The 17,667-nt window shown below is 73.5% G+C and carries 9 protein-coding genes; 7 read left to right on the forward strand and 2 right to left on the reverse strand.

The genetic code is table 11. The features are described 5' to 3' along the window. The first annotated feature begins 95 nt into the window (after nt 1-95). Together AC068A_RS33630 and AC068A_RS33635 are read left to right on the forward strand one after the other, a co-directional pair. Nucleotides 96-524 carry a Fur family transcriptional regulator gene (locus AC068A_RS33630; protein ID WP_478590074.1) on the forward strand — a complete coding sequence of 143 codons (429 nt, stop codon included), beginning with the start codon at nt 96-98 and terminating at the stop codon, nt 522-524. 84 nt (nt 525-608) lie between these two features. Further along, nucleotides 609-1,694 carry a DUF5954 family protein gene (locus AC068A_RS33635; RefSeq protein WP_478590075.1) on the forward strand — a complete coding sequence of 362 codons (1,086 nt, stop codon included), beginning with the start codon at nt 609-611 and terminating at the stop codon, nt 1,692-1,694. Between the two features lie 127 nt (nt 1,695-1,821). On the opposite strand, the gene katG is transcribed toward AC068A_RS33635, so the two are convergent. After that, entirely contained in the window at nt 1,822-4,011 is a 2,190-nt protein-coding gene (katG, locus tag AC068A_RS33640) for a catalase/peroxidase HPI (RefSeq protein WP_478590076.1), read from the reverse strand. Nucleotides 4,012-4,170: 159 nt separating this feature from the next. Next, a complete protein-coding gene (locus AC068A_RS33645; RefSeq protein WP_478590077.1) occupies nt 4,171-5,376 on the reverse strand; it encodes a serine hydrolase domain-containing protein in 1,206 nt (401 codons plus the stop codon). A 434-nt stretch (nt 5,377-5,810) separates the two neighbouring features. Between AC068A_RS33645 and AC068A_RS33650 the strand changes: the two genes are divergently transcribed. The 5 genes from AC068A_RS33650 to asnB all read left to right on the forward strand — a co-directional run bounded on the left by AC068A_RS33650 (nt 5,811) and on the right by asnB (nt 17,527). Continuing rightward, nucleotides 5,811-9,806, forward strand: coding sequence for a Pls/PosA family non-ribosomal peptide synthetase (locus AC068A_RS33650; protein ID WP_478590078.1), 3,996 nt, complete (start codon nt 5,811-5,813; stop codon nt 9,804-9,806). A gap of 42 nt (nt 9,807-9,848) precedes the next feature. Continuing rightward, nucleotides 9,849-11,219, forward strand: a complete 1,371-nt coding sequence (locus tag AC068A_RS33655) for a M1 family metallopeptidase (RefSeq protein ID WP_478590079.1) — start codon at nt 9,849-9,851, stop codon at nt 11,217-11,219. A 285-nt stretch (nt 11,220-11,504) separates the two neighbouring features. Beyond that, nucleotides 11,505-12,260, forward strand: coding sequence for a thioesterase II family protein (locus tag AC068A_RS33660; RefSeq protein WP_478590082.1), 756 nt, complete (start codon nt 11,505-11,507; stop codon nt 12,258-12,260). A 216-nt stretch (nt 12,261-12,476) separates the two neighbouring features. After that, a complete protein-coding gene (locus AC068A_RS33665) occupies nt 12,477-15,365 on the forward strand; it encodes a helix-turn-helix transcriptional regulator (protein ID WP_478590080.1) in 2,889 nt (962 codons plus the stop codon). 317 nt (nt 15,366-15,682) lie between these two features. After that, a complete protein-coding gene (asnB, locus tag AC068A_RS33670; protein WP_478590081.1) occupies nt 15,683-17,527 on the forward strand; it encodes an asparagine synthase (glutamine-hydrolyzing) in 1,845 nt (614 codons plus the stop codon). Nucleotides 17,528-17,667 lie beyond the last annotated feature (140 nt).

The following is a 17,667-nucleotide window of genomic DNA, read 5'->3' on the forward strand; positions in this document are numbered from 1 at the left end:
GAACCGATCCTACGATGGACCAAGTCCAAGTCAATGCAGCAACCAAATCTGTACGGATTCATTAGTCGCACGAGGCGCATTGAGGCTGGTGGGGCATGAGCGACCTGGTGAAGCGGCTCCGCGGACGCGGCTGGCGCATGACGGCTCAGCGTCGGGTCGTCGCGGAGGTACTGGACGGCGACCACATCCACCTCACGGCGGACGAGGTGCTCGCCCGGGCCACCGCCCGGCTGCCGGAGGTGTCCCGCGCGACCGTCTACAACACCCTCGGCGAGCTCGTCGCCCTCGGCGAGGTGGTCGAGGTGGCCACGGACGGCCGCGCGAAACGCTACGACCCGAACGCGCGCCGCCCCCACCAGCACCTGGTGTGCTCCGGCTGCGGCGAGATCCGGGACGTCCACCCCGCCGGGGACCCGCTGGCGGACCTGCCCGCCTCCGAACGGTTCGGCTTCACCGTCGCGCGGGCCGACGTGGTCTACCGGGGCCTGTGCCCCGCCTGCGCCGACGCCGCCGCGGCACGGTAGCCGCGCTCCGGCCGCCGGTACCCCGCAGGGGGCGGGAATGGCGAATCCGCCACGGCGCCGTGCTCCGGTCGGCAGGATGGGGGCATGGACCGTGGGGATGCAGGACCGGGCCGGTCGCGGCCGATGGTGGTGCGCGTACCGGTGGAGCCGGTGGAAGCCGCAGTGGAAGCCGACGCCGTCGACGCCGCGGCGCGTGCGGGCGACGTCGCCGTGCGCGGACCGCTGTTCGGGGTGGCGGCGCAGGGCCCCGGGGACGGCCCGCGGTGGCGGGTGGTGATCGCGGTGGCGGACGGCTGCCCGCAGCAGGCACGCGACGGCCTCAACTCGCGGCTGTGGTTCCGCGCGAAGGACGAGGCGAAGGACAGGGCGGAGCGGCGCGACCTCCTGGCGGCGGTCGCCCGACTGGAGAGCGAGCGGATCGACGAACTCGTCGCCGCCGGCACCCGCTACCGCATCGTGCGCGCCGAGGAATACGCGGGAGCCGGCCCGAGCGGCATCGAGGAGCCGCGCCCGACCGATCCGGAGCCCCCGGTCCCGGACTGGGCGCGCGACGCCGCGGAGCCGCGGATCGACGACGGCCTGGTCCTGGACCCGGACGCCCCGGTCACCCCCACCCAGGCCCTCGAGCAGCTCGCCCTGCGCGCCCTGCACTACACGGGCAGCCGCTTCCCCGAAGCCGTGCGGGCCGACTCGCGGCGGGCAGTGGAGACGCACCCGGACGTCCTGCTCCTGCCCCCGACGTTCGCGGTGGTGGAGCAGTCCGGGAACGGGTGGAAGCCGGTCAGCGGCCCGCACCCGACGGCGCAGGCCGCCCGCAGGTCCCTGGACTTCGGGCTGACGTGGGCGTGGCCGCGGATGCGCGGCCTCATCCCCGTCGGCACCGACATGCACGCCGACGCCCGCACCCGGGCGGCGGCCGACGGCGCCCGGAAGGACCGGCACTCCGCGGAGCTGGCGGCGTACGCCGAGGCAGCCGACAGGCTCCGGGTCGGCCGCGTGAACCGGCTGGAGTTCCAGGGCACCGTGTACCGGATCGCCCGCACCCGCCGCCTGCTGCGCTGGGGGCCCGACGGGCCCGAAGGGCCCCGCCGGTCCGACGTCAACACCCAGGACCCGGCACGGATCCACCTTCCGCTCGACGAGGACGGCAACGTCCTCCCCGAGGACTGAGCCGGGGACGTACGCCGGGCGTGCGCCGGGTGTACGGGTGGTCCGGGTCGGCAGGGGGACCGGCCGGCCGACCCGGACACCGGGGCGGTCGGCAGGGGGACCGGCCGGCCGACCCGGACACCGGGGCTCAGGCAAGGTCGAACCGGTCGAGGTTCATGACCTTGTCCCATGCGGCGACGAAGTCGCGTACGAACTTCTCGCCCGCGTCCTGGGACGCGTAGACCTCCGCGATGGCCCGGAGCTGGGAGTGGGAGCCGAAGACGAGGTCGACGGCGGTCGCGGTCCACTTGACCCGGCCCGTGGCCCGGTCCCGGCCTTCGAACTCGTTCTCGACCGTGGCGGACGGCTTCCACTCCGTGCCCATGTCCAGCAGGTTGACGAAGAAGTCGTTGGTCAACGTCTCGGGGCGGTCGGTGAAGACGCCGCGCGGGGACTGCTTGACATTGGCGTTCAGCGCCCGCATACCGCCGATCAGCACGGTCATCTCGGGGGCGGTCAGGGTCAGCAGGCTGGCCCGGTCCAGGAGCAGGGTCTCCGGGGGCAGCTTCTCTCCCGCCCGCACGTAGTTGCGGAACCCGTCCGCGCGGGGCTCCAGCACGGCGAACGACTCCACGTCCGTCTGCTCCTGCGAGGCGTCCGTGCGTCCCGGCGTGAACGGGACCGTGATGTCGTGCCCGGCGTTCCGCGCCGCCTGCTCGACGCCCGCGCATCCGCCCAGGACGATCAGGTCGGCCAGCGACACCCGCGTTCCGCCGGACTGCGAGGCATTGAACTCCTGCCGGATCCGCTCCAGGGCCTGGAGCACCCCGGCCACTTCGGGCGTGTCATTGGGCTCCCAGCCCTTTTGCGGCGCGAGCCGGATCCGCGCCCCGTTGGCGCCGCCGCGCTTGTCGGTGCCGCGGAAGCTCGCCGCCGACGCCCAAGCGGTGGCGACCAGATGGGAGACGGGCAGGCCCGAGCCCAGGATCTGCTCCTTGAGGGCGGCGATGTCCTGGTCCGTGACCAGGTCGTGGTCGCGTTCGGGGACGGGGTCCTGCCACAGCTGCGGCTCGGGAACCCACGGGCCGAGGTACCGCCCGGCGGGCCCCATGTCGCGGTGCAGCAGCTTGTACCACGCCTTGGCGAACGCCGTCGCGAGCTCGTCCGGGTGCTCGTGGAAGCGCTGCGCGATCGGCCGGTAGACCGGATCCAGCTTCAGCGCGAGGTCCGTCGTCAGCATCATCGGGGCGTGCCGCTTCGACGGGTCGTGCGCATCGGGCACGGTGCCCTGCGCCTCGGGATCCTTCGGCTTCCACTGGTGGGCGCCGGCGGGGCTCTTCGTCAGCTCCCAGTCGTACCGGAACAGGTTGTCCAGATAGCCGTTGTCCCATGTCGTCGGCTCGGTGGTCCACGCGCCCTCCAGTCCGCTGGTGAGCGTGTCGGCGCCCTTGCCGGTGCCGTAGGTGTTCCGCCAGCCGAGGCCCTGCTGCTCCACGGGGGCGCCCTCGGGCTCCGGGCCGACGTAGCGGGAGCCGACCGCGCCGTGGCACTTGCCGAAGGTGTGGCCGCCGACGATGAGCGCGACCGTCTCCTCGTCGTTCATGGCCATGCGCGCGAACGTCTCGCGGACGTCCCGGGCGGCCGCCAGCGGATCCGGGGTGCCGTTGGGCCCCTCCGGATTCACGTAGATCAGGCCCATCTGCACGGCGCCGAAAGGAACCGCGAGTTCCCTGTCGCCGCTGTAGCGCTCATCTCCGAGCCAGGTGTCCTCGGGCCCCCAGAAGATTTCCTCGGGCTCCCAGATGTCCTCTCTGCCGAAGCCGAATCCGAACGTCTTGAACCCCATGGATTCCAGGGCGCAGTTGCCGGCGAAGATCAGAAGGTCGGCCCAGGAGATTTTCCGGCCGTACTTCTGCTTGACCGGCCAGAGCAGCCGGCGTGCCTTGTCGAGGCTCGCGTTGTCCGGCCAGCTGTTGAGGGGGGCGAAGCGCTGGGCGCCGGCACCGCCTCCACCCCGGCCGTCGGCGATGCGGTACGTGCCGGCGGCGTGCCAGCTCATCCGGATGAAGAGCGGCCCGTAGTGGCCGTAGTCGGCCGGCCACCAGTCCTGTGACGTCGTCATCACCTCAAAGACGTCCCGCTTCAGCGCGTCGACGTCGAGGGTCTTGAACTCCTCCGCGTAGTCGAAGTCCCCGCCCATCGGATCCGCGAGGGGCGAGTTCTGGCGCAGGACCTGGAGGTCCAGCTGGTTCGGCCACCAGTCCTGGTTGGTCATGGGCCGGGTCTGCGTGGGGACCGGGGAGGGGATTACCGGGTTTTCGCTTTCGCTGCCGGACACGTCCGTCCTTCTTCCTGTATCGGTATTTCCTGCGGCGTCCGTATGGTCGCGTACTGCAGACGCAGAGCGATGAGAACACGCCTGGAAACTCCGGATACAAGCATAAAGTCAAAAGCCGTTTGTGTGCTCTTTAGTCCGGTGCGAAAGGAAATCCTTATGTCAGGAGACCTTGAGCGGGTGCCCGGGGGCGAGGGCGGCGGCAATGCGCTCGGCGATGGTCTGGGCCGAGTTGCCCTCGGGGCTCTCGGGGCCCTGCGTCACACTGACCGCGATGGCCAGCTGCCGCGCCGGCAGATAGGCCTGAATGGCAGCGTAGCCGGAGAAGGACGGGTTCGTCGTGATCCATCCGTTGACCACGATGACCCCGAAGCCGAAGTGCCGGGTCGGCGTATTGGTCAGGAGGCAGACGCTGGCCGGGCAGGAGGCCGTCGGGTGGCCCAGGCCGACCGTGCCCGGATCGAGCTGGGTCCGGAAGTACTTCGGGGACAGCAGCTCGCCGGTCCCGATGCCGCGGGCCGACCGTTCCAGGTCGCAGATGTCCTGGACCAGGACCGCGCCCGGAGCCGTGGTCCACGAGGGGTTCCAGAAGGTCGACTCCTCGTAGCGGCCGCGCTCGGAGGTGAAGGCGTGCAGGACGGGCGCCGGGATCTGCGGCGTGTACTGGTTGCCGGTCCGGCTCAGCCCCAGCGGGCCGAAGACGCGATCGGCGAGCAGCCGGTCCAGGCGCTGACCGCTGATCTTCTCGAGTGCGGCGCCGAGGAGGACGAAGTTGGCGTGCGAGTAACTCCAGTTGGTACCCGGCTCGTACAGGAGCGGATGGGCTGCGGCGAACCCGACCAGCTCCGCCGGTGTCCATGCGCGGAACGGTTTCGCCTCCAGCTCCGCGAGGAACTTCGGGTCGGTGACGTAGTCGTGGAGGCCCGAGGTGGAGCTGCCGAGCATCCTCAGTGTGATCTTCGAGCCGTGCGGCGCGTCCGGCACCCAGCGGGCCACCGGGTCGTCGAGCGAGGCCTTGCCCTCCTCGACCAGCTGCAGCAGGACGGTCGCCATGTAGACGATGCCCACGGAGCCGGTGCGGAACTGCATCGACGGCTCGGCCGGAACCCCCGTCATCGACTCGCCGAGGGCCGCGGTGAGCACCTCCCGGTCGCGGGAGGACACCTTCAGGACCACCGCGTTCAGGCCGAACTCCCGCTTGGCCTGCTCGGCGATGGCGAGGACCCGGCGTGCGTCGCCGCGGGCGGGAGCGGGGGAGCCGACGCAGGGCCGGGGCGCCGCAGCCGCCGGCGCGACGGATGTCCCGGCCGGAAGGGCTGCGCCGATCAGGCCGGCCGTGCAGAGCAGGACCGCAGGCGTGTGCCTCATCCTGCCAGTCTGGGCGGGCCCGGAGCAGGGCGCACGTCCGCCCGACGGACCCGCGCACCGGTTTCATCCCCGTCCGGAACCGGCTCGCCCGGGGTGACGCACTCGGGCTGAGCTCGGCGGACGCCGGTCCAGGTCGTGGTGCCGGATCGGGGAGCATCTCCCGGCGCCCGTGGTACGCCTCGTCGAACCCCGCGCCCCCGTACGACCCGGCGCCCGCCCCCTTGTTGAGCACCGCCCGTCCGGCCGCCTCTGCGCCGCGAACCTCAGGTGGCGACAAAACGCACCCGCAGGCCGTCGGGACGCGGCGAAATCGCCGATCCTTCCCACGGGTCCACTAAACTGACGGGCTGTTTGGCGCTGTACCCGAGCAACCCGGGTCAAACCCGGGCCACACCGACAACCCGGGTGTATCCGGGTGCGAGACGTGAGGGCCGATGGCAGCCACACCCGAGCACGGTGAACTCACTCTGATCGACGACGGCGCGACGCCCGGGGACGGTCCCGGGCAGCCGGAGCCCGGCAAGTCCGCCCGGTTCCGCGCCGGGCCGGCGGCCCCGCCGCGCACCCTCGTCGACGTCTTCGACGCCTCCGTACGGGCGCACCCCGACGAGCTCGCCCTGGACGACGGCACCGCCCGGCTGACCTACCGGGCCCTGGCCGCCGAGGTCGAGCACCGGCGGCGCGCCCTCGCGGCCGCCGGGATCGGCCTCGGCGACCGGGTCGGCGTACGCGTGCCGTCCGGCACCAACGAGCTGTACGCGTCGATCCTCGCGGTACTCGCCGCCGGGGCCGCCTACGTCCCGGTCGACGCCGAGGACCCCGACGAGCGGGCCGCGCTGGTCTTCGCCGAGGCCGGGGTACGGGCCGTGCTCGGCGCCGATCAGCGCATCGACCCCGTCGAGCCCGTCGGCGCCGCCGCCCCCGTCGGCGCCAACGGCCCCGTCGACGTCGGCGAGACCGCAGGACCGGCGCAGGAGGGCGGCGCGGCTCCCGCCTCCCGGCCCGGACCGGAGGACGACGCCTGGATCATCTTCACCTCGGGCTCCACCGGCAGGCCCAAGGGCGTCGCCGTCACCCACCGCAGCGCCGCCGCCTTCGTGGACGCCGAGGCCGCCCTGTTCCTCGCCGACGAGCCGATCGGCCCCGGCGACCGGGTCATGGCCGGGTTGTCCGTCGCCTTCGACGCCTCCTGCGAGGAGATGTGGCTGGCCTGGCGCCACGGCGCCTGCCTCGTCCCGGTGCCCCGCTCCCGCGTGCGCAGCGGCGCCGATCTCGGCCCCTGGCTGGCGGAGCAGGAGATCACCGTCGTCTCCACCGTGCCCACCCTCGCCGGGCTCTGGGAGCCCGACACCCTGAACGAGGTCCGACTGCTGGTCTTCGGCGGCGAGGCGTGCCCGCCCGAGCTGGGCCGGCGCCTGGTCACCGAGGGCCGGGAGGTCTGGAACACGTACGGCCCCACCGAGGCGACCGTCGTCGCCTGCGCCTCGCTCCTGACCGGTGCGGAACCGGTCCGGATCGGCCTCCCGCTGAACGGCTGGGAACTGGCCGTGGTCGACGGGTCCGGCGAACCGGTGCCGATGGGCGGCAGCGGCGAGCTCGTGATCGGCGGCGTGGGCCTGGCCCGCTACCTCGACCCGGAGAAGGACGCGGAGAAGTACGCCCCGCTCGACGCGCTCGGCTGGCGGCGCGCCTACCGCAGCGGCGACCTCGTCCGGGCGGAACCGGAGGGCCTGGTCTTCCTCGGCCGCGCCGACGACCAGGTCAAGCTCGGCGGCCGCCGCATCGAACTGGGAGAGGTGGACGCCGCACTGCGGGCCCTGCCCGGCGTGTGTGCCGCGGCCGCCGCCGTACGCACCGCGCGCGGCGGCAACCAGCTGCTGGTCGGCTACCTCGTCACCGAGGACCGCTGGGACCGGGCGGAGGCCGTCGAGCGGCTGCGGGCCGCGCTGCCCGCAGCCCTCGTACCGCTGCTCGCGCCCGTCGGTGAACTGCCCACCCGCACCTCCGGCAAGGTGGACCGGGACGCGCTGCCCTGGCCCCTGCCCGAACCGGAGACCGCGACCGGTCCCGGCGAGCGGCTGCACGGCACCGAGGCCTGGCTCGCCGAACAGTGGCACGAGACCCTCGGCGTGCCCGTCAGCGGCGCCGACGACGACTTCTTCGCGATCGGCGGAGGCAGCCTCGCGGCCGCCCGGCTCACCACCCGCCTGCGCACCCGCTACCCGGGAGCGGCCGTCCTCGACATCTACCAGCAGCCCACCCTGCGCAAACTCGCCCGGCGGCTGGAGAAATCCGCGCAGGACGAGGCCGCGGCCCGGCCCGTCGCCCCCGTCCCGGCCCGCGCCCAGGCGGTGCAGTGCCTCCTGCTGCTCCCGCTGGCCACCCTGGCCGGCCTGCGCTGGACGGTGGCGCTGCTGGCCCTGGGCAACGTACTGCACCGGTTCGGGCCCTACCCGTGGGCGCCGACCGCCTCGTGGTGGCTCGTCGGCGCCGCCGCGGCCCTGCTCTTCAGCCCCCCGGGCCGGCTGGCGATCGCCGCCGGCGGCGCCCGGCTGCTGCTGCGCGGCGTGCGGCCGGGACGCCACCCGCGCGGCGGAAGCGTGCACCTCAGGCTGTGGACGGCCGAGCGGCTGGCCGAGTACGCCGGCGCCACCTCCCTCACCGGTTCCTGGCTGGAGCGCTACGCCCGGGCCCTCGGCGCCAAGGTCGGGCCCGACGTCGACCTGCACTCCCTGCCCCCGGTCACCGGCCTGCTCAAGCTGGGCCGCGGCTGCGCCGTCGAGTCCGAGGTCGACCTCTGCGGGCACTGGCTGGACGGGGACCGGTTGGTCATCGGCCCGGTCAAGGTCGGCGCGGGAGCGGTCGTCGGCACCCGCAGCGTGCTCTTCCCCGGGGCGCGGGTCGGCAAGCGGGCCGAGGTGGCCCCCGGCTCCGCGGTGACCGGGCAGATCCCCACCGGCCAGCGCTGGGCCGGGGCGCCGGCGGTCAAGCTCGGCCGGGCCAAACACAACTGGCCCCGGGAGCGCCCGCCCCGGTCGGTCCACTGGCGTGCCATGTACGGGGCGACCGGCTTCGGCCTGACCCTCCTGCCCCTGGCCGCCGCCGTGCCCGCGCTGCTCGTGGCCGGCCGGTTCGTGCCCGCCGACGCCGGACCCGCCCGGGCCCTGCGCGGAGCACTGCTCGCAGTGGTGCCCGGCGCTCTCGCCTTCGGGCTCGCGTACGCCCTGCTGGTGCTGGCCTCCGTACGCGTGCTCAGCATCGGGCTGCGTACCGGAAGCCATCCGACGCACAGCAGGGTCGCCTGGCAGGCGTGGACCGTCACCCAGCTGATGGACCTGTCCCGGGGGACGCTGTTCCCGCTGTACGCCGGGCTGATCACACCGGTGTGGCTGCGGCTGCTCGGCATGCGGGTCGGCCGGGGCACGGAGGTGTCCACCGTGCTCGCCCTGCCGAGCCTCACCACCGTGGGCGACGGCGCGTTCCTCGCCGACGACACCCTGACCGCGCCGTGCGAGCTGGGCGGCGGATGGGTGCGGATCGGCCGTTCCGAGATCGGCCGCCGGGCCTTCCTCGGCAACTCCGGGATGACCGCCCCGGGCCGCGCCGTGCCGGACGACGGGCTGGTCGGCGTCCTGTCCGCCACGCCGAAGAAGGCCAAGAAGGGCAGCTCGTACCTGGGCCTGCCGCCCGTCCGGCTGCCGCGGTCCGCCGCGGACGCCGACCTGGCCCGGACGTACGAGCCGCCCGCGCGGCTGCTGTGGGCCCGCGGCGCGGTGGAGCTGTGCCGGCTCGTCCCGGTGTTCTGCTCGGCGGTGCTGGCCGTGCTGGCCGTGGCTGCCCTCAGCGCGGCGGCCACGGCGAGCGGCCTGGGCCCCGGGGGTGCGGCGCTGCTCTCCGGGGCGGTCCTGCTCGCCGCGGGCACGGCCGCCTGCGCGGTCGCGGTGGCAGCGAAGTGGCTGCTGGTGGGCCGCCACCGGCCGGGGGAGCACCCGCTGTGGAGCGGCTTCGTGTGGCGGGGCGAGCTGGCGGACACCTTCGTCGAGGTCCTGGCCGTGCCGTGGCTGGCCGGCTCGCTGTCCGGCACGCCGCTGCTGGTGCTGTGGCTGCGCGCGCTCGGCGCCCGCATCGGCCGCGGCGTGTGGTGCGAGAGCCACTGGCTGCCCGAGACGGACCTGGTCGTGCTGGGTGACGCCGTCAGCGTGAACCGCGGATGTGTGCTGCAGACACACCTCTTCCACGACCGGATCCTGCGGACGGATACTGTGATCCTCCGCGAGGGCGCCACCTTGGGCCCGGGCGGAATCGTCCTGCCGGGGAGCGCGGTGGGGGCACGCAGCACTCTCGGCCCGGCCTCCCTCGTGATGGCCGGGGAGTCCGTCCCCGCCGACTCCCGCTGGCTGGGCAATCCGATCGAGTCGTGGCGGCCGTGACCGGCCGCCGCGGGCACCGGGCGGCAGGGAGCGTAAGCGTCAGTGAACGGCCAGCAGACAGCGGGATCCGACCCTTACTTTCCGGCCAACGGCGATCCCCGCTACCGCGTGCACCGGTACGAACTCGCCCTGGAGTACCGTCCCGGCCCCAACCGGCTGGCCGGAACGGCCCGGCTCAGCGCGATCGCCGGGCGGGCGCCGCTCGCCGAGTTCCACCTCAACCTGGCCGAGTTCCGGCTCGGCCGGGTCCTCGTGGACGGCCGGGTCCCGCACTACGCCCACCGCGGCGGCAGGCTGCGGATCCGGCCGGCCAAGCCGCTGCCCGCCGGAGCCGCGTTCACCGTGGAGGTGCACTGGTCGGGCAACCCCAGGCCGGTGCGCAGCCCCTGGGGCGGCCTCGGCTGGGAGGAGCTGACCGACGGCGCGCTGGTGGCCAGCCAGCCGGTCGGCGCGCCCTCCTGGTACCCGTGCAACGACCGGCCCGCCGACAAGGCCGCGTACCAGATTTCCGTCAACACGCCGTCCGCGTACACGGTGGTGGCCGGCGGCCGGCTCCTCACCCGCACCACCAAGGCCAGCACGACCACCTGGGTGTACGAGCAGTCCGCGCCGACCTCCAGCTACCTGGTCGGCCTGGCCATCGGCACGTACCAGATGGTGCTGCTCGGCGGCCCCGGCCTCGGCGGCGTTCCGCAGAGCGCGCACGTGCCGCCGCACCTGCTGCCGCGGTTCTCCCGGGACTTCGCCCGGCAGCCCGCCATGATGAGCCTGTTCGAGGAACTGTTCGGCCCGTACCCCTTCGGTGAGTACACGGTCGTCATCGCCGACGAGGAACTGGACGTCCCGGTCGAGGCCCAGGGCCTCTCCCTCTTCGGCACCAACCACGTCGACGGCGTACGGGGCTCGGAGCGCCTCGTAGCCCACGAGCTCGCCCACCAGTGGTTCGGCAACAGCGTCACCATCGCCGACTGGCGGCACATCTGGCTCAACGAGGGCTTCGCGAAGTACGCCGAATGGCTCTGGTCCGAGCACTCCGGCGGCCGCACCGCCCACGAGCTGGCCGCCGTGGCACACCGGCTGCTGGCCTCGAAACCGCAGGACCTGCGGCTGGCGGACCCGGGCCGGAAGCTGATGTTCGACGACCGGCTGTACCAGCGCGGCGGGCTCGCCGTCCACGCGGTCCGCTGCGCCCTGGGCGACGCCGCGTTCTTCCCCATGCTGCGCGACTGGGCGGCCGCGCACCGCCACGGGGTGGTCACCACCGCCGCGTTCACCGGCCACGTGGCCCGCCACGCGGCCCATCCGGTGGACGAACTGCTCACGGCCTGGCTGTTCGAGCCGGCCCTCCCGCCGTTCCCCCCGGCGCCGCCCGCGCCGTCGACGCCGGCGTCCCCGCGGAAGGGGAAGCGCTGACACCGGGAGCGCTGATACCTCGGGGTGGCCGAAAGCCGCTCTTGCGGCGCGGAGTTGCCCGACGACCTCGGACGTCCGTCCGGAAAATGCTCCGCGGGGCGGGCGGGGAAGGGGATTTCCGGCCGCCGTAGGGGTTCCGATCTAGGGGTACTGGCGGCATTGCCGCTCTGCTAGACATGGATCAACGGAACGCGTGTGCGGAAGCAGCGGAAATGCTCGGTTCGCATGATCGAACGTGCGTGCTGCATCCGGACCGGAAAACGGAGTTTCATCCCCTTGATCGACATGCAGAATGCCGACGGCTGGATCCGCCGCTATCACGCCGCGGACAACAGTCCGATCCGCCTGGTCTGCCTGCCGCACGCCGGCGGATCTGCCTCCTTCTACTTCCCCGTCTCCCAGGCGCTCTCCCCTGCGGTGGACGTCCTGTCCGTGCAGTACCCCGGACGGCAGGACCGCCGGCACGAGCCCGGGATCACCGACATCGGCGCCTACGCAGACGCCCTGACCAGCGCCCTCCTGCCCTGGCTGGACCGGCCGACGGCCCTGTTCGGCCACAGCATGGGCGCGATCCTCGCCTTCGAGGCCGCCCGCCGCCTGGAGCGCGACCACGGCATCACCCCCGTGCGCATCTTCGCCTCGGGACGCCGCTCGCCGTCGAGTTTCCGCAACGAAACCGTGCACCTGCGCGATGACGACGGCATCGTGGCCGAAATGCGGGAACTCAGCGGAACCGACGCTGCGATTCTCGGCAACGAGGAGATCCTCCGCATGGTGCTGCCCGCCATTCGGAGCGACTACACCGCCATCGAGAACTACCGCGCCGCTCCCGGCGACACGGTGAACGCCCCGATCACCGTACTGACCGGAGAGTCCGACCCCCGGACCAGCCGCGAGGAAGCCGACGCCTGGGAAGGGCACACCCACGGCGGATTCGACATCCACCGTTTCCCCGGCGGCCACTTCTTCCTCGCCCAACAACAGGCGCAGATCCTGAAGATCATTTCAGAGGAACTCGCGGCGGCCACCCGGAAGGGGTGAGCCGCACCCCGGCCGGCCGCATGACCAACGGCCGCCCGGAGGCGAACGGACGAGGCGGGCTTCGACGCCGGGCCGGACAGTCCTCCGCACCGGAAGACACGAGCCGCGCCCGCATCCCGCCCCGTACCCGCCCCGCCGACCCGGCGGGCCACGAGGAGGCGCGACGCAGTGCAGTGCAGGACAGGTACACACAGTCCGGGGGAAAGGGAAGCACAGGTGGCAAGGCTGGTCGAGCGCGAGAAGCAGTGGAAGACGCTGAACGACCTGCTCGGCAGCGCCCGGCGGGGCCGCGGACGCGTCGCGGTGATCAGCGGGCCCATCGCCGCCGGGAAGACGGCCCTGCTGGGGCAGTTCACCGAACAGGCCATCGCCGAAGGGACACTGGTCCTGGAGGCCGCCGGCTCCCGGCCGGAGCGGGACCTCCCCTTCGGTATCCTGCGCCGCATCCTCGACAGCGCCGCACCCCTGGACCCCGCCGTCCACGCCGAGGCCACCGCACTGCTCGACGCAGTGGCAGCGCCGGTCGCCGGCACCGCCGGCACCGACGACACCACGGGCGGCGTCGAGGACGGCATGCGGGTCCTGCCGCACGTCTGCGCCCTGCTCCTGCGGATCGCCCGGGACCGCACCGTCGTCATCGCCGTCGACGACGTCCACCACGGCGACGAACTCTCCCGCGCCTTCCTGCTGTGCCTGGCACGCCGGGTCAGGCAGGCAGGTGTCCTGATCGTCCTCACCGAGGCCGTACGCCTGCTCCCCGCCCAACTCGCCTTCCACGCCGAACTGCGGCGCCAGCCCAACTGCACCAGCATCAGGCTGCCCCTGCTCGGCACGGACGGCACCACCCGCATCCTCGCCGACCACTTCGCCACCGCCGCCGCCCAGCGGCTGTCCGCCGACTGCCAGGAGGCCACCGGCGGAAACCCGATCCTGGTCAACGCCCTGCTGGAGGACGGCCTGGCGGCCCTCGGCGACAGCGAGCCCTTCCAACCGCTCACCCCCGCCGAGAACTTCGAACGCGCCGTCGTGGACTGCCTCCACCGGGGCGACCCCGAGATCCCGGCCGTCGCCCGGGGCATCGCCGTCCTCGGCGACGCGTACCCGCCCGCCCTGCTCAGCCGCATCACCGACGTCCACCTCAAGACCGTCGAACTGGCCGTACAGGACCTGGACCGGTGCGGGATCCTCGGCGACGGCTCCTTCCGCACGCCCGCGACCCGCGCCGCCGTCCTGGCGGCGACCCCGCCCGGGGAGCTGTCCGCCCTCCACCGGCGCGCCGCGCGGCTGCTGCACCAGGACGGGGCGCCCGCCCTCGACGTCGCCCGCCACCTCCTCGCCACCCGTAAACCGGCAGACGACTGGGCGATCCCCGTCCTCCAGGAGGCCGCCGAGTACGCCCTCGTCGAGGACGACCCCGAACTCGCCCTGCGCTGCGGGGAACTGGCCGTCGACTCCTGCCCCGAGGGGCCCCGGCGCACCGCCCTGAAGTCCCGCCTGGTGAGCATCGTCTGGCGCAGCAGCCCGGTCGCCGCCGAAGGCCATCTGCGGCAGCTGTCCCGCGAGTTCTGCGCGGGCCGGCTCACCGACCGCGACCTGCTCCACGCCGTGAGCTGCCTGGCCTGGATGGGGGAGGCCCGGCAGGCGGGCGAGGAGGTACGCCGCCTGCAGGCCGCCGCCGAGGAGGCACGGGACTCCGGACAGCCCTTCGCCTACGACCCCGACACCCTCGCCGCCGCGCAGAGCTGGCTCTCCGTGGTCAGCCCCCCGGTCCGGGAGGCGTTCCCCGCCGCCGGCCTCCCCGGCACCACCAGGCCCGGAACCCTGCGCAGCCCGGCCGGGGCCGCGGCCCCCCGGAGCACCGCCCCCTACGACATGCCCGACAACGCCCACCTCCCGGCCGTCGAGGCCCTGCGGACCGCCCTGCGCGGCGGGCAGGGCGAAGCGGCCGTCGCCGAGGCCACCCGGGTGCTCCAGCGCTACCACCTCAGCGACCGCACCCTCATCCCCCTCGTCCTCGCCGTGCTGGCCCTCGTCTACGCCGGCCGCCTCGACCTCGCCCTCACCTGGACCGACCGGCTCCTCGGCGAGTGCTCCGCCCGCAACGCGCCGACCTGGCAGGCGGCCCTCGGCGCCGTCCGGGCCGAGGCCGTCCTCCGGCAGGGCGACCTGCCCGGCGCGGCCGCCCAGGCCCGCCAGGCCATGTCCCTGATATCCGTGCAGTGCTGGGGCGTGGGCATCGCCCTGCCGCTGGGCGTCCTCATCGAGGCCGAGACCCAGATGGGCAACCTCGAGGAGGCCATGAACCTGCTCGAACAGCCCGTGCCCGAGACCATGCTGCAGACGCAGATCGGGCTGCACTACCTCCGCGCCCGCGGCCGCTGCCACCTCGCGACCGGCCGCTACCACGCCGCCCTGCGCGACTTCCTCACCTGCGGCGAGCTCATGCAGAGCTGGGGCATGGACGCCGTGGAGCTGGTGCCGTGGCGGCTGGACGCCGCCGAGGCCTGGCTGGCCCTCGGCAACGTACCGCGCGCCCGGGAGTACGCCGAGCAGCAGAAGCAGCGCGAGGCGGGCGCCGCCGGCACCCGGACGCGCGGAGCCCTGCTGTTCTCGCTCGCCCGCACCAGCGGCGACCTCACGTACCGGCTCAAGCGGCTCACCGAGGCCGTGGAAACCCTGGAACAGGGCGAGGATCGCATCCAACTGGCCAGGGCACTGGGCGAGCTGGGCAGCGGCTACCGCGCCGCCGGGGACTTCAACCGGGCCCGGATGCTCGTCCGCAAGGCCTGGCACGTCGCCAAGTCCTGCGGGGCGCAGCCGCTGTGCCAGGAGTTCACACCCGGACAGGGCGACGGCGAGCCCGCCACCGCGGGGCGGGAGGCGGCGGATCCGCCCCGGGAGGCCGAGGTGCTGTCCGAGGCTGAGGCACGGGTGGCGCTCCTCGCCGCGCGCGGCCACACCAACCGCGAGATCGCCGGCAAGCTGTACGTCACCGTCTCCACCGTCGAGCAGCACCTGACCCGGATCTACCGCAAGCTCCAGGTCAAACGGCGGCGGGACCTGCCCGCCCGGCTGTGGGACCTGAGCCTGCCCGGCATCGCCTGAGACGCGGCCCGTACTCCCGTACCGCACAGACCAACCGGCGAACCCGCAGGAGGCGGAGGGGCGATCCCCGGACCGCCCCTCCGCCTCGCCCACCCGGTTCGCCCGCTCCGTGCCCAGCGCCCCACCCCCACCCCCGGCCTTCAGGGGCCGGTAGGGGATGTGGCCGGACACCGCCGGACATTACGGTCGGCGAGGACAGGCGCGCCCGTCGGGCGTCGAGGCCCCGCAGGTGTCCGCACACCCAGGTCCCGGGACGGGGCGAGGGAGCCGCATGCATCGAGCTGCCGGGAAGCGCCGCGAAGACCGAGGAGCATCGCATGTGCGGCATCGCCGGCTGGATCGCCTACGAACGGGATCTGGCCCAGGAGACCACCACCCTGGACGACATGGTCCGGACGCTGACGGGACGCGGGCCCGACGCCGGAGGCAGCTGGATCGACGGCCCCGCCGCCCTCGGCCACCGCCGGCTCGCCATCATCGACCTGGCCGGCGGCGTCCAGCCGATGGAGGCCGCCACCCCCGCCGGCCGCGTCGCACTCACCTACAGCGGCGAGGTCTACAACTTCCGGGAGCTCCGCGAGGAGCTGCGCGGCCGCGGCCACCGCTTCCGGACCTCCAGCGACACCGAGGTCGTCCTGAACGCCTACCTGGAGTGGGGCGAGGCGATGGCGTCCCGCCTCAACGGCATGTACGCCTTCGCCGTCTGGGACGGCCGCACGCAGAAGCTGGTCATGGTCCGCGACCGGATGGGCGTCAAGCCGCTCTTCTACCACCGCACCGCCGACGGCGTGCTGTTCGCCTCCGAACCCAAGGCGATCTTCGCCAACCCGCTGGCCAAGCCGGTGGTCAGCGCCCGCGGCCTGCGCGAGTTCATCGCCTTCAACCGGCCGCCCGGCGAGACCATCTGGGACGACGTCGTCGAGGTCGTGCCCGGCACCGTCGTCACCGTCGACCGGGGCGGCATCCGCAGCCACACCTACTGGCGGCTGGAGAGCCGCGAGCACACCGACGACCTCGACACCACCGTCGAGCGGGTCCGGGAGCTCCTCGACGACACCGTCGCCCGGCAGCTCGTCGCCGACGTACCCACCTGCGTCCTGCTGTCCGGGGGCCTCGACTCCAGCGCCATCACCGGCCTCGCAGCCGCGCACCGGGCCGCCGAAGGCCGCCCGCTGCACACCTTCGCCGTCGACTTCACCGGCGAGTCCGCGCACTTCGTACCGACCGGCGTGCACGGCAGCCGCGACGCCGACTTCGCCACCGCCATGGCCCGCCACGCCGGCTCCGAGCACACCGACATCGTGCTCGACCCGACCTCCCTCGCCGACCCCGAGGTACGCCGCCGGGTCGTCATCGCCCGGGACAGCCCGGCCGGCCTCGGCGACATGGACGTCTCCCTGTACCTGCTCTTCCGGGCCATCCGCGAACGGTCCACCGTCGCCCTGTCCGGTGAGGCCGCCGACGAGGTGTTCGGCGGCTACGGATGGCTGCACAACCCGGCCGTCCAGGAAGGGGACACCTTCCCCTGGATCACCGCCGGCATGATCGGCGCCACCCCCAACACCCAGCCCGTCGAGATGTACAACCTCGACACGCTGATCGCCCTCAACCCGCTGGAGACCCTCGCCGACCACTACGCGACCGCCGTCGCCGAAGTCGGCCGCGTGGACTCCGAGAGCCCCCACGAGCACCGCATGCGCGTGCTGTCCCACCTGCACCTCACCCGCTTCCTGCGGATGATGCTGGACCGCAAGGACCGCATGAGCATGGCCGTCGGCCTGGAGGTCCGCGTGCCCTTCTGCGACCACCGCCTCGTGGAGTACGTCTACAACACGCCGTGGTCGATGAAGACGTACGACGGCCGGGAGAAGAGCCTGCTGCGCGGAGCCACCAGCAGCCTGTTGCCGCAGTCCGTCATCGAACGGGTCAAGAGCCCCTACCCGGTCGTCCAGGACTGGCGCTACGCCGAAGCCCTCCAGCAGCACGCCAAGCAGCTCCTCGGCGAGGACGGCCCCGTCTTCCGGATCGTCAGCCGCGACTGGCTGGCCGAGTCCGTCAAGGCGGCACCCGAAACCCTCACCGCCGCCGCCCGCAACGGTCTGGAGCGGGCCCTGGACACCGCGATCTGGCTCGACGCCTACCGGCCCGAGATCCGCCTGTAGCAGCCGCCCGCGGCACCGGACACGGCACGGGGGGGGGGGGGGGGGACCCCCCCCCCCCCCCCCCCACCCCCCCCCCCCCCCCCCACCACCCCCCCCCCCCCCCCCCCCCCCCCCCCCCCCCCCCCCCCCCCCCCCCCCCC

Source organism: Streptomyces sp. NPDC043854 (genome assembly GCF_056436005.1).

Excerpts from the sequence above, each read along its gene's own strand:
- AC068A_RS33635 (WP_478590075.1), top strand. The coding sequence starts at position 609 with ATGGACCGTGGGGATGCAGGACCGGGCCGGTCGCGGCCGATGGTGGTG.
- AC068A_RS33645 (WP_478590077.1), bottom strand. The coding sequence starts at position 5,376 with ATGAGGCACACGCCTGCGGTCCTGCTCTGCACGGCCGGCCTGATCGGC.
- AC068A_RS33630 (WP_478590074.1), top strand. The coding sequence starts at position 96 with ATGAGCGACCTGGTGAAGCGGCTCCGCGGACGCGGCTGGCGCATGACG.
- AC068A_RS33650 (WP_478590078.1), top strand. The coding sequence starts at position 5,811 with ATGGCAGCCACACCCGAGCACGGTGAACTCACTCTGATCGACGACGGC.
- AC068A_RS33660 (WP_478590082.1), top strand. The coding sequence starts at position 11,505 with ATGCAGAATGCCGACGGCTGGATCCGCCGCTATCACGCCGCGGACAAC.
- asnB (WP_478590081.1), top strand. The coding sequence starts at position 15,683 with ATGTGCGGCATCGCCGGCTGGATCGCCTACGAACGGGATCTGGCCCAG.